Here is a 13,593-nt window from a genome sequence, read left to right as displayed (position 1 = left end):
AACGAAAGCATTACGTTTGCGTGTTTGGGTACTGGCGTACCGGATCGATCGTGTCGGCATCACCTCCTTGTTTGTTTGCTGGTAAAGGACATAGCCCGGCTCCCTCATCGCCTTCGCTCCCTCCGGCATCAATCGAGAGGAGGCCGCACCCGGTACTGGAAATCCCAGCCCGGCTTTTCCGCCACGCTGAAACCCAGGCTCATTGCAGAGACAGGCTCATGTTCAGGAACGGCGGGGGTCCAAACCGAAAACACGACCTCCTCGCCCTGGGCGATGACCTGGCCGTCCTCCAGGCCATCGAACCAGGGGACGTAGCCGAAATGATCGGAGGCCGTGTGTAGGTTGACGATGGTGTAATCGCGGTCGACGGCGGTCAGGCGGTAGAGACTGTGGCAGCGATCCTCTGCACTAAAGGTAGGATACCGACTGAATGGGAAGGTCTGCTGGCGATAGCTGCCGACCGCGCAGTGTGCGTTTTCCAGCAACAGCCCGGGATAATCCTCCCGCTCCACCACGCCGACCTTGACGACCCCGGACGTGGTGTCGATACCGTCGCTGACCGCCACCTCAAAGACGTAGGTACCCGGCACCTCCGGCGTGAGGTTCCAGAAGACGCGGCCGTTGCCGTCTGAGGCCTCCGGCAGGTTGCTGCCCGCCGGCTGCTGGGCGAGAACGAACAGGTAGTACAGCGGGTCGCCGTCCACGTCGTAGGCATTGGCACGCACCCCAAAGCTTTGCGCTCCAAAGGGTTGGCCGAGAGTAAACGGCTGCTCGGTGCTTAAGCCTCGACTCATGGCAGGGTTCACCACCGGCGGCGTGTTGTGGGTCTTGGCCATGACGGTGACCTCGTCCGGCGGATAGCTGACCAATCCGTGATGGTCTCGGACGGTAAGCTCGGCGATGTAGGCGCCCGGTTCGTCGGGCACGAAGCTGGGGCGGGCGCTGTCGGGGTCGGACAGCGAGGCCTGGCTGTGGTCGGGCCGGTCGATCAGGCGCCAGTGGTAGCTCAGCGGATCGTCGTTGGGGTCGTAGCTACCGGTGCCGTCCAACCCCACCGAGCTGCCCACCAGCGCGGTGATGCTGTCGGCATCGGCGACAGCGACCGGCGGGCGGTTGGCGCCGAGGCGGGCGTTGAAGACGATTTGCGCCGGTTCGCTGTCCACGCTGCCGTCGTTGACGGTGAGCTGCAACACGTACTCGCCCTGCTCGGTGGGGGTGAAGTACGCACTCCGGTGACCGGGGTTGTCGCGGCGCAGGTTCACGTGCGGCCCGTCCGGGTCGAAGCCGTTGGGGTAGCTGATCCATTCCCAATGGTGGGCCAGCGGATCGCCGTCCACGTCGTAGGAGCCGCTGGCGGGGTAGACGTAAGCCTGCCAGCCGACGCCCGGCTCCACTTCGTAGGGCTCGGCATTGTCCGGGCCGTCGTACTGGAGCACCGCCACCGGGGGCGTGTTCTCGTCCCTCTCCGGCGCTTCCACGGTAATGGTGGCGCGGGAGACTGCGCTGCGAGAGGTGCCGTCGAACACGTACAGGGTGACTTCGTAGTCGCCGGGAAGGTCCGGGTCGAAGTACGGGGTGGCGGTATCCGCGTCCGCCAGCTCGGTCTGCGAGCCGATGGGGATGTTCTTGTAGCGCACCGCCGGCTGGTGGACGGCTTTGGCGAAGCGCCAGCGGTAGCTGAGCGGGTCGCCGTCGGCGTCGTAGCTACCGCTGCCGTCCAGGTGCACACGGCCGAAGGGCACGCTGCGGTCGCCGCCGGCGTCGGCCACCGGCACGGTGTTGAGCGGGGTGACCGTGACGGTGACGACGGCCGGTTCGCTGCTCTGCCCGGCGTGGCTCACCACCAGCTCGGCGCTGTAGGTGCCGACGGCGTCGGCTTCCAGCCAGGGTGTTGCGGTGGTGGCGTCGAACAAGGTGGCGTTGCTCTCCTCCGGCCGCTCGGTCAGCGTCCAGCGAAAGCTCAGCTCGGCTGAGTCGGCGCCGCTGGGCGGCACGCTGCGGGTACCGTCCAGCGTGACCTGGGCCCCCAGCAGTTCGTTGTAGATCGGCCGCACCACGGCCACCGGGTAGGGGTTGGTCGCCGTTATCGTGACGCGGCTGGGCTGGCTTTGCCGAGTGCCGTCGTCGACGGTCAAATTGGCCACGTAGCGGCCGGGTAAGTCGGCGACGAAGCGGGTGGCGATCGTATCGCTCCCCTCCAGCTCGGCTTTGCTGAACTCCGGTTGCGCGATCAAGGACCACGTGTAACTTAATGAGCCGTCGCCGTTAGGCGTGCTGCTGCCGCCGGCATCGAGCACGACGGTATCCCCCATCTCCACCGTCCGGTCGGGACCGGCGTCGGCCGTGGGGCGGGACGTGCTGCTACTGCCGCCGCAGGCACTCAGCCATAGCAGGCAGCAGCCTAGGGCAAACAGCGGTAAGGGCCTATTCATGCAAAGCGTCTCCTTCTTGGGTTAGTAATGAAGCGTCAGGCTCAACCGGGCCGTGCGCCCGGGAGCAGGCACCAGCCCTAGGCTGAGCGCGTCGATGTAGTAACGGTCCGTGACGTTGTCGATGTTGAAATCGACGCTGACGGTGTCGTTGGGCCGGTAGCTGGCGAACACGTCGTACACGCGATAGCGGTGCCAGGACACCGGCGCGGCAAAGCTCTGGAATTGCGAGCTGTCAGTGGGAGGAAGCGGGGTGCGCTGCCCCATGAAGGTGCCGCGAGCGCCAAGCTCCAGCTGCTGCTGGAATAGCCGTGTGCCGAGGGTGGCGCTGCTATGCCAGTTGGGGGGATCATGTTATTGATGTAGCTGCGCGGCACGCCGTAATCGGTGCAGCTTTGACGACGATAGCTACCTTCGTGGCAGGTTTCGATGTTGCTGTACCAGGTGCCGCCGAACTCTCCGAACAACCACCCTGCGTCATACTCCGCCGACACTTCGTAGCCATGAAAGCTTGCGCTTTCGATGTTGCGGATGCGGAACATGTTTTGCTGGAAGTTGTCGGTTTCCTCCTCCCACAGGTTGCGCGGCGTGCGGGTGATATAGTCTTTAACGCGGTTGCGGAAGTAGGCGATGCGTAACCCAAGTCGGTCGCTTTCGCCGAGCAACCCATGGCGCAGCATATTGATGCCCACTTCGCGGTGGTAAGCGTGCTCCGGTTTTAGGTCCAGGCCGGGGGTCGGCGCCACCGAGAATCCTTGGGTGGTTTCGAACAAACTGGGCATGCGGAGCGCCTCGGCGTAGCGGGCATAGAGCCGAATGCCGGCGACGGGCTCCCAGGTAAGGCCGGCCATAGGCACGGTGCCGTGATTGCGGCTTCGGTAGGTAAAGGGGAGGCAGCCGCCGTCGCCGTCGGGCTCGGGGCAGTATTCGTTGCCCGGGTCGATCGCCATGGGCGTGTTGTCTTTGGAGCGGAAGCGGGTGTGCCGGATACCGGCTTCTAAGGTGACGCTAGGTAGCGGTTGATATTCCAGCGCGGCAAACGCGCTAAGCTCATGGCGATCGCCGTCGCGGTTGTCGCTCGGGGTGTCCTCGGCGATCTCGCCGCGGGGGCGGAGCTTTTCTAATTGCGCGGAACCGCCGTAGCGGGCCTCCAGCCGGCCGAAGCCCTCAAAGCGCATGCTGTTGCTAAGGTCCGCTCCCCAGCGGCGATAGTGTTCGGAGCCGGTTCCGCCCATTTCCATCGGCTCGCCATCGGCGCCCGGCACGAAGTAGGGGTCGTTACTGCTACGCGTATCGGTATGCCAAAGATTGGCGCGTAGGTCGAAATAATCGGAGGCGAACGGATCCCAGCGGTAACGGGCGGTGTAGGTGTTTGCCGTTACCTCGCTTGAGGCCGTCTGCCGGACTTGGTCGAACCACATGAGTTGCGAGGGCATCAACTCGCCGTAGGTACTGCGGTAATTCAGGTAGCTTAATTCCAGGTTTTGCTCGCGCGGCAGCCAGAGCTGGCCCTTGAGTAGAACCGACTGGCTCTCGTAGTTGCTGTTAACGATGCGCTCCCCGCCTCGGAATCGGGAAGCGCCGCGCAGTACCGGCCGCACCTCGGTGTAGAAGGGCAATTCGCGTACATCGGAGAGGTCGATGGACGGCGTGCGACCGTGCCTGCCGGCGTAATAATTGCCCTGGCGGCGCTCCGCATAAGCGGCGAGCAGATCCGCCCAGGCCAAGCGCCCGGCAACGGCCACGCTGGCGGCATGGCTTTTCGGCTCCAGCAGGCCGGGGCGATCCATACCGGCCTCCGGGGCGAAGCGTTCGGGCAGTGCGTACTCGCCCTGGCACAGGCTCGCAACGATACAGTCCGTGCGGTAGACCGCTGCGCCGGCAAACGGATTGCCTGTGTTATAACCCGCCGGCGTGCCGGGGCTAGGAGTGCGACCGCTGTTATTGCCGATGGCGGTACCTCGAAGCCGGACGCCGAAATCCTTGCCGTCCTTGATGATGTCGTTGGGCTCCAGGGTGCGCATGCTGACCAGCCCACCGACCGCGCCGCTGCCTTCGGCCGTCATGCTCGGCCCTTTGTCGATACGAATGCCGCCGATCAGATCCGGGTCCACATAACTACGGGAAGCGACGCCGGCATAGCCGCGGTGTACCGTCGTTTCCTGCCGGCTGCCGTCAATCAGCACCGGCACCCGCCCCTGCCCCTGCATGCCGCGGATGTTGAGGTCCAGGCCGCCGCTGTTGCGGTTCTCCCCCACCAGCACGCCGGGCGTGCCCTGGAAGATATCGCCCACGGAGCTACCCCGAAAAAGCTCGATATCCCGCTGTGTGAGCACATTGGCCGAGCCCGAACCGGTGTAGGCGTCGTCTCCCGGACTCCAGGGCCGCGCCTCGATCAGTAGCGCCGGCAGCGACTGCCGCTCGCTGGCGGCGATAGCGGCGCGAGGTACGATAGCGATGGCGCCGCTGTCGGCATCCTCTCGATAGGTGAGGCCGGTACCGCTTAGCAAGAGCGACAGGCCGTGCCGGGGCCGATACTCGCCTTGCAGGCCCGGGCTGGTTTGCCCCTGAGCCAAGGCAGGATCGAGATACAGAACAAGCCCTGCCTGCAAGGCAAACTGCGTCAGCGTTTGGTCAAGACCGCCTGGCGGTATGTCGAAGCGATGCGCGGATTCGGCGGCGTGAAGCGTCAGCGCCAGCAGCCCCCCAGCCAACAGCACGCACCACCCGACAGTCCGGCGGATGAGTTTGTTGCACCCCATAAATAAAAATAATTCCCATTCTCGTTTACCTATGGGTTATGACGAGCGCCGGAGCAAAAGGTATAGAGTCGAGCAGGCTTTTCTGCTTATAAGAGCCCGCTAGTGGCGGGCGATTCGGGTGACAGGCCCATAGCGGGAGATAGTGAGCGGTAAGTTCGCCTCCAGAATGGCCAGGGCCAAGTCGGTATCGTCGATAGGGAAAACGCCGGACACGCGCAAGTCTTGCAGTGAATCCGCGTGGAAAATCAACCAACCGCGGCGATGGTAACCAAGCTCTGAGAGCACTTGCGGCAACGGCCAGTCGTCGACAACCAGCCGCCCCCTCGTCCAGGCGGTGGCCGCTTCGACATCCACCTCGATCGCGGACGTCGCTGCGCCGTCGGCGCCGGCCCGGCTTTGCTCCCCCTCCCGCAAAAGCCGACAACGCTCGGCGCTCGCCTCCGGTGCCGGGCAAAACCTGACGCGGGAGTGCGCCACCGTCACCACCGCCGCATCGTCGGCGGTCTGCCTGACGGCATAGCGGGTACCCAGCGCTTCCGCGGTACCGTAGCGGGTCGCAACGATAAATGGGCGCGCAGCATCCCGGCCGACATCGATCAGCAGCTCTCCGCGATGCAGCACGATGCGGCGCTCTCGATCGCTATAGCGGACATCAATCGCCGTTCTGCTGTTTAGTAACAGACGACTGCCATCGTCAAGCAATAGCTCGCGACGCTCTCCGGCGAGCGTGGCATGATCGGCGCCCATCCCTGCCGGTAACAGCCACTGAAAGCTCAGCCAACCGCTTAGTAACACCGCCCCCGCTAGCGATGCCAACCGTGCGCCGCGCCGACGCAGTTTGCGCCCCGCCACCGCCTGAACGGTAGACAGGGCCGGCTCCTTGAGTTCGTCGTTTAGCGATTCCAGCGGCGCCCACACACGCAGCAAGCGCTGAAAGGCTGCTTCATGGCTGGGATGCGCCGCCCGCCATGCTGCACACGCCTGCTTTTCCTCCTCGGTCACGGTTTCCGAGCCAAGCGTTGCATGCCAGTGGGCAGCTTGCTCGATCATGGTGCGGCTGGGCGTAGTAGCAGATTCAGTGGCGGGGACCTTCACCGTTTGCCTCACCTTCAAGGATGTCGTGACAATGCAGCAGGGCGCGGGCGATGTACTGTTTTACCCTGACCACCGAGACGCCCAAACGGGCGGCAATCTCGGCATAGGGCATGCCCTTCAGACGGCTCCAGAGAAAGGCTTTGCGAGGCTTCTCCGGCAGGCCTTCGAGCATGCGTGTTATAGCCACCAGCAAATCGAGCATTTCTACTAAGGCCTCGGTTGCGGGTTCCATGCTGGCGTCGTTACCGTAGAGTCCCACCCAGCTCTCGTACCAAGCCTGTTCGACTTGGCGGCGACGAACGCTGTCGATCAGCAGACGGGTGGCGATTCTGGTGAGATAAGCCCGAGGCTCGCAGAGTGCGTGTAAATTGGTCTGGCTGGCCATCACCCTGACGAAACTATCTTGCGCCAGGTCGGCGGCCTGCTCCGAGCAGCCGATCTTCTTGCGCAGCCAATGCACCAGCCAGCGATGATGATTGTTATAAAGAACCGCCAGTAGATCTTTCCTTGCTTGGGAATTCGCTCCCATGGGATATCCTTCCCGCGGTACAGGCGTTTAGTTGTGACACCCGGAATAGAAGTTATGGGTTTTAGATTTTAATTGAGAATAAGTCTCAACTGCATTAATTGTCAAATAACCAGCGGAATGTCGCCTGGGGACGAATGCTTCCCCAGCGCCTAGTGGCCGATCATCTTTCGCTTGGCCGACACGCTGAACCGGCAAAACGAAACGCGAAGGCGTACTCGTGGAAGAGCCATTTACCGGTGCGCGGGCAAACCGAAGCGGCGGGAAAATGCGCTAAGGTGTGGTTAACGAACCAGGTCGGCAACGACGCAAACGCGCACCCCGTTGATCGAGCCGACCGCATTAGCGGAGGGAAGATGGCACGTAATATCGAGATAAAAGCCCGCTCAAGCGACTTCGAGGGGCAAACCCACATAGCGGCGAGGCTCGCGGACGGCCCGCCGCAGCGGCTTGAGCAGGAAGACACTTTTTTCAGGTACCCGAGGGGAGACTGAAGCTTAGGGCCTTTGGCGACGGTACGGGCGAGTTGATCCAGTACGACCGCCCCGACGCCTCGGGTCCGAAGACCTCGACCTATATTCGCTCGCCGACCGATGACCCGGCCTCCCTCAAAGCGGCTCTGGCGGCAGCGCTCGGCGTCCGCGCCGTCGTCAAAAAGTGCCGCACGGTTTTTCTCGTCGGACAAACGAGAATACATCTAGACGAGGTGGCCGAGCTTGGCCGTTTTATCGAACTGGAGGTTGTTCTCACCCCGGCGCAAACGGAAGCCGAAGGCGTGAAGATTGCGCAACGCTTGATGGCGGAACTAGCGATCGAGCCGCAGGATTTGATTGCCGGCGCGTATGTCGACCTAATGACGGCTCAGCCCTGCGAAGCAACTTAAGACCAACCGGCCGCCCCTTATACCCACCGCATAAAAGCGATGCTGATTTCTTCCTGGGGGCAAAAGCAAAAGAAGACGTTCTACATTATGATAATTCGGCAAATAATTAATCCAAACTCAACCGACCACAGGTTAGATGAATGCAGCTGCGACATTTATTGCCATTATTAGTGTTCTCGCTTTCCTTGTCGGCCTGCTCGTCTGAGCCGCCCTCGCCCGCCGTTGCGGCAGCGCCCGCTGATTCGGACGCCGCGGAACTTGCGCCCTTTTTGAAGGCCGGAACGGAGCCTTTGTTTTGCTGGACCCGCAGGCCCAGCGTGTCATCCGCCATAACCCGCAACGGGCGCAAACGGCCTTTCTACCCGCATCGACCTACAAGATTCCGAACACCTTGATCGCGTTGGAGACAGGCGTTGCCAACGGGCCGGCGTTTGCGCTGGAACGCGATGACGCCGTCGCACCGCCCCAAGCGTGGTGGCCACCCGCGTGGTTAGAGGAGCATACGCTTGAAACCGCGTTTTTAAACTCTGTGGTTTGGTATTACCAAGAGCTGGCCCGCCGTATCGGTGCGGAACACATGCAAACCTACTTGGACGCCTTTAAGTACGGCAATGGCGATATGAGCGGCGCTATCGATCGCTTTTGGTTGACGGGGGCGCTGCGCGTTTCGGCCGATGCCCAGGTCGACTTTTTGCAACGCTTTTACTTCGATGAGTTAGGCCTATCGCCGGCAACGACGAAGACCGCAAAAGACCTCTTCGTGCTGGAGGAAACGCCGGAGTACCGCCTCAGCGGCAAAACGGGATGGGCGGGGTTTGGCGATCCTGCGACGCCTGGACTGGGATGGTTTGTCGGTTACGTCGAGCGCGACGGCGAGGTGTACTTTTTTGCACTGAACCTTGATATGGAACACGCAGACTCCGCCGACGCCCGACTTTCGATTACGAAAGACATCTTACGTCACGTGGGGGCGATGCCCGAGGCTTAGCACGACCCTCTTGCGGTAAAAATCGGACGTTTAATAGAGCGAGCTGCCTGTCGGCAGCCGCTCTCTTTCAGTCGTACCTATCCCGCTACCCGTTTATCCGTTAGGCGAACCAAATCGTTCATTACCGTATCCAATCCGCCGTACACATTGATGCAGTCGATCCGCTCGGCCACTTTTTCCAGTGCCTCCAACTCTTTGAGTCGCAGCAGCGTCGGGTTTTTCTCCATCATCTTCGCGGTGTTGCTCAAAGAGCGGGTGGCCGCTGTTTCTTCCCGACGTTTGATCAGATTCGCCTCCGCACACTTCTGCGCCTGCACGACCTGATTCAAAATCTCCTTCATCTCGCCCGGCAAAATGATGTCCTTTACCCCCACCCGGTCTAAGGTGATCCCGTATTCCTTTAGGGCGTCTCGGCAATCCTTGAGAATCACGTTGGAGATCGCATCCTTATCCGCCAATAACTCGTCCAGAGTGCGGGTGCCCACTGCTTCTCGCAACGCAAGCTGCAAGCGCTTGTAGATGTAATCGCCCGCGTTTCTGAGCTGTTCCGCGGCCTTTACGGCGTCGGCATACTGGTAAACGGCATTTAAATTCAGTCGTAAGCTCACTCGATCCTTGGTCAGGATTTCCTGCCCGGAGATGTCCACCATCTGCAACCTGAGGTCGAAAATCTGGATCTGAACGTCTCGATTAAACGCCCAATAACCGTAACGCCCAGGCTGTAGGGTCGTGTTCAGCTTGCCGTTCTCGAACAATAAGCCGATATGGCCGTCCGGTACTAGGGCATGGTTAATGCACCACTGACCGCCGGCCTTATCCAAGCCTTCGCGCAACAGCCCGGCTAGCAGTACCTCGTTAATCGGAGCCAGTTGCTCCAGCGCATAGCTTTGGACCTCCACATTCAGGGCGTCCTTCCAGGTCACCCAACGCGAGCCGGGCGCTAGAACCCGCTGCGGCTTACCGTCCACATACACCACGCCTACTTCGTTTTCCTGCATGAGGTATATCTCTACCTGGCTGGAAAATGCCGGCTTCTTAAGCAGTAGATCCAATTGCTCATGCACAACCCCCGCCCGATGAACCTTAAGCACGTCGAAAGAGAGCCTATTGAATCCATCGAAAAAGCGATGGCATCCAGGCTGCAGAACCCGCTGGAACTGACGGTGTTTGAACAGCAACACGCGCTCGTCATCTGCAACCACCATTTTCTTCGTAAACCCCAACATTGCGACTCTCCTGCTGTTATCCAGCTTAATGCTTAGTAAAAGCCAATGGGGGGTGTGAGGCTATTCCCTTCCGGGTGCCGAATGCCGTCCCGATCAACCGCTCGTCGGTTGCCGCGCTACCCCTTTAACAAACGGGCTAACACGGGCCGCCGAGCGACCGTTGACGAGACCGAACGCGTGCAGGGTGCCCCCCGCACCCTGCATACTCATCCGGACCGAAAGCGTCAGGGCCTCACACGCTGCCCATCGGCGTTGGCACTACTGGCCTGGGCAAACTTGCCCAGGCATTCGTACCGTTTTGGAGCAATGCTCCGTTTGCGCTTTTTATCGGGGAGTCGAACCCCGGCCTTGCGGCTTCCCAGGAGCTTGTGCAGGAGTCGAACCTGCGACCGATCAGTCTGTACTGATTGCTCTACCCGCTGAGCTAACAAGCGCGGCGATTGCGGGGTGGCGGAACATCCAGTTTCATGGAAACCGATGCCGGTCTGACGTTTGAATCAGAACCCTGTAGTGGCCGATCCCGCAGTCGCAGGAGAGGTATCAATGAACGTGCCAAGTTGTTCAGAAAGCCCAGCAGAAAAATTTAACCCTCTGTTTTTAAAAAAATCACACGCTCATTCACGAAAAAACGTTGGAATTGCAAAAGAGGAACAGCTCGATAATAATTATCGAATTAGAATAATTTTTATCGAGATAGATAATATGAAAACCGTCGTCATCGGGCTGCTCGGCTCCGTCATGGACAATAAGGGAAAAGGCGTTAAACGGTGGGATGCTTGGCGACCTACGGTAGGCATTTTCATGCAAGAGGATCTGATCGTCGATCGGCTGGAGTTGCTGCATGACCGGCGGGACGAACGGCTAGCCAACAACATCGGCGCCGATATAGAAACCGTATCGCCGGGAAGCGAGGTTAAGCTCACCGAGATCAACTTTACCGATGCCTGGGATTTCGAGCACGTCTATAGCACTCTGCTGGACTTTGCCGAAAACTATCCTTTCAAGCCTCAGGAAGAGCGCTACCTGCTGCATATCACCACCGGCTCCCACGTGGCGCAGATCTGCTGGTTTTTGCTCTGCGAAGCCAATTACATACCGGCGCAAATCCTCCAAACCTCGCCGACGCGGGGCGAGAGATGCGCGGCCGGCAACCACCAGATCATCGATCTCGATCTATCAAAATACGACCTCATCAACTCCCGCTTCCGAAACCAGCATCTGGAGGGCACGGAATTTCTTAAGTCCGGAATTGCCACCCGCAACCGGGCTTTCAATGAGCTCATCCAGCAGGTCGAGAAGGTCGCCATCCGCTCTACGGCACCGATCCTCATCACTGGCCCCACGGGGGCGGGCAAATCCCAGCTCGCCAAGCGTATCTATGAACTCAAGCGAAAACGCTCGCTCATCGAAGGAGAGTTCGTCGCCGTCAACTGCGCTACCATTCGCGGCGATGGCGCCATGTCGGCCTTGTTCGGCCACACCCGAGGCGCCTTCACCGGCGCCCAGCACGCCCGCCAAGGGTTGCTATCCAAGGCGAACCGCGGCCTGCTGTTTCTCGACGAAATCGGTGAACTGGGGCTGGACGAGCAAGCCATGCTGCTGCACGCCATAGAAGAGAAGCAGTTTTATCCGGTCGGCTCCGACACGCCGCAGGCAAGCGACTTTCAGCTAATCGCCGGCACCAATCGCGACCTTCATACGCAGGTGCAGCGGGGCGAGTTTCGGGAAGACTTACTGACCCGCATCAACCTGTGGTCTTATCGACTCCCCGGCCTCAAAGATCGTCGCGAGGATATTGAGCCAAACCTCGATTACGAACTACAGCAAGCGGAAATCCAGCACGGCCACAAAGTGAGCCTCAACAAAGCCGCGCGCCAGCGCTTTCTCGACTTTGCCCTCAGCCCCGAGGCCACCTGGCGCGGCAACTTCCGCGACCTGAATGCAGCGATTCAGCGGATGAGCACCCTGGCGGACGGCGGCAGAATCACCGAGCAAAACGTTAACGACGAGATCGGCCGCCTCAAGCGTCACTGGCAGCCCCGAAGTCAAACGCATGGACCGGAAGCAAACATCGATCTGGCCGATTATATTCCGGAAGCGGAGCTTCAGGAGATCGATCTGCTGGACCAATGGCAACTGCTTAAAATCATCGATGTCTGCTCCCAATGCCGCAGCCTCTCCGACGCCGGACGCCTGCTGTTTAACCGCTCCCGCACCCGCAAGCGTTCCACCAACGACTCTCACCGTCTCCGACAGATGTTGGCCAAATTCAACCTAAGCTTCGAAGAGCTGACCGATCGAAAAAGCGTTTAGCGTATCTTTTTCGATAGCTTTAGACACAACTCTCTAGGCACTGGAAAAACTGCATCCTCTTTCGCATCAAAACGTTAGGGCCACACGGAGCCGTTGGCACGATACGTGTAATCCCCAGTTTAGAATTCACAGACAGGAAAGAGCGGTATGAACTACGAAATGACCAACGTCGACAACGGCGTTCCGATCAAGAGCTGGACGCTCGGGGTGCCGTTTGAAGATAAGGCCCGGCAACAACTAAAAACATCGCCTCGCTGCCCTTTGTCCATCAATGGGTCGCGGCGATGCCGGATGTTCACCTTGGCAAAGGGGCTACTATCGGCTCCGTTATCCCCACCGTCGGAGCTGTGATTCCGGCAGCGGTGGGCGTTGATATCGGCTGCGGAATGATGGCGGTGAAGACTGACCTGAAAGCTCGCGATCTACCCGATAACCTCGCCCCGCTGCGCACTGCGATTGAGCGCGCAGTTCCCCACGGGCGTTCCAGCACCCGTGGCAAAAGAGATCGCGGCGCTTGGCATGACCTGCCCGAGGTCGTCTCCCATGCCTGGAAGGAGCAACTCTCGGCACGCTTCGACGTGCTGGCGGAAAAGCACCGGGTACTGAAGAAAACCAACAACGCGAATCATCTGGGGACGCTGGGCACCGGCAACCACTTCATAGAGCTATGCCTGGACGAACACCAGTCCGTATGGGTCATGCTGCATTCCGGCTCGCGCGGCGTCGGCAACCGTATCGGCACTCACTTTATCGAGCTGGCGAAGAAGGACATGGAACGTATGTTCGTCAATCTGCCCGATAAAGACCTGGCGTACCTGTCGGAAGGCACCGCACACTTCAACGACTACGTCGAAGCCGTCGCTTGGGCCCAAGATTACGCCCGCATCAACCGAGAGATCATGATGCAGCGCACGCTCGATGCCGTGGCAAAAACGCTGGAGCGTCGCGTACTCGGCGTCGAGCAAGCGGTAAACTGCCACCACAACTACGTTGCCCGCGAACACCACTACGGCAAAGACGTACTTCTGACGCGTAAGGGCGCGGTTTCCGCGAAAAAGGACGAATTGGGCATTATCCCCGGCAGTATGGGCGCGCGCTCTTTCATTGTGAGGGGCTGGGTAACGAAGAAAGCTTCTGCACGTGCAGCCACGGTGCCGGACGCGTCATGTCTCGCACCGAAGCGAAGAAGCGGGTATCCGTCGAGCAACATGCCGAGGCCACCCAAGGCGTGGAGTGTCGCAAAGATGCCGGTGTGGTGGACGAAACGCCGGCCGCCTATAAAGACATCGACGCGGTGATGGCGGCCCAAAAGGATCTGGTGGAAATCGTCTACACACTTAAGCAAGTTGTCTGCGTGAAAGGGTAACCGTC

General features: G+C 60.3%; 7 protein-coding genes, 1 tRNA gene and 2 pseudogenes. 4 read left to right on the top strand and 6 right to left on the bottom strand.

Going from position 1 to position 13,593, the window contains the following annotated elements; translation table 11 throughout:
- Positions 1 to 128: 128 nt before the first annotated feature.
- The 4 genes from CAI21_RS01935 to CAI21_RS01920 form a co-directional block, all read right to left on the bottom strand.
- The gene (locus CAI21_RS01935) at positions 129 to 2,432 is read right to left on the bottom strand and encodes a PKD domain-containing protein (RefSeq protein WP_116300714.1); all 2,304 of its coding nucleotides are present in this window, start codon (positions 2,430 to 2,432) and stop codon (positions 129 to 131) included.
- A gap of 77 nt (positions 2,433 to 2,509) precedes the next feature.
- The gene (locus tag CAI21_RS01930) at positions 2,510 to 5,191 is read right to left on the bottom strand and encodes a TonB-dependent receptor domain-containing protein (RefSeq protein WP_116300713.1); all 2,682 of its coding nucleotides are present in this window, start codon (positions 5,189 to 5,191) and stop codon (positions 2,510 to 2,512) included.
- 99 nt (positions 5,192 to 5,290) lie between these two features.
- On the bottom strand, positions 5,291 to 6,286 hold the full coding sequence (locus tag CAI21_RS01925) for a FecR family protein (protein WP_147305017.1): 996 nt from the start codon (positions 6,284 to 6,286) through the stop codon (positions 5,291 to 5,293).
- Entirely contained in the window at positions 6,267 to 6,815 is a 549-nt protein-coding gene (locus tag CAI21_RS01920; protein ID WP_116300711.1) for a sigma-70 family RNA polymerase sigma factor, read from the bottom strand. The genes CAI21_RS01925 and CAI21_RS01920 overlap by 20 nt, the downstream gene beginning before the upstream one ends.
- Positions 6,816 to 7,290: 475 nt before the next feature.
- On the opposite strand from CAI21_RS01920, the pseudogene CAI21_RS01915 reads away from it, so the two are divergent.
- Positions 7,291 to 7,695: pseudogene (locus CAI21_RS01915) on the top strand (class IV adenylate cyclase); the annotation flags it as partial.
- Between the two features lie 295 nt (positions 7,696 to 7,990).
- Complete coding sequence (locus CAI21_RS01910; RefSeq protein WP_116300710.1) at positions 7,991 to 8,683, top strand: class D beta-lactamase; 693 nt, start codon at positions 7,991 to 7,993, stop codon at positions 8,681 to 8,683.
- 77 nt (positions 8,684 to 8,760) lie between these two features.
- Here the strand turns inward: CAI21_RS01910 and CAI21_RS01905 are convergent, their stop codons facing one another.
- The gene (locus CAI21_RS01905) at positions 8,761 to 9,909 is read right to left on the bottom strand and encodes a slipin family protein (protein WP_116300709.1); all 1,149 of its coding nucleotides are present in this window, start codon (positions 9,907 to 9,909) and stop codon (positions 8,761 to 8,763) included.
- 362 nt (positions 9,910 to 10,271) lie between these two features.
- A tRNA-OTHER gene (locus CAI21_RS01900) sits at positions 10,272 to 10,343 on the bottom strand.
- Between the two features lie 268 nt (positions 10,344 to 10,611).
- Here CAI21_RS01900 and rtcR point away from each other — a divergent pair.
- Positions 10,612 to 12,222 carry an RNA repair transcriptional activator RtcR gene (gene rtcR, locus CAI21_RS01895; RefSeq protein ID WP_116300708.1) on the top strand — a complete coding sequence of 537 codons (1,611 nt, stop codon included), beginning with the start codon at positions 10,612 to 10,614 and terminating at the stop codon, positions 12,220 to 12,222.
- A gap of 284 nt (positions 12,223 to 12,506) precedes the next feature.
- Positions 12,507 to 13,588: pseudogene (locus CAI21_RS25455) on the top strand (RtcB family protein).
- Positions 13,589 to 13,593: the final 5 nt, after the last annotated feature.

The sequence above is a fragment of the Alkalilimnicola ehrlichii genome, from assembly GCF_003399765.1.
In the GTDB taxonomy this organism is placed as follows: Bacteria; Pseudomonadota; Gammaproteobacteria; order Nitrococcales; family AK92; genus AK92.
Note: the sequence above shows the minus strand (reverse complement) of the source record. Positions and strands in the feature narration are given on the sequence as shown.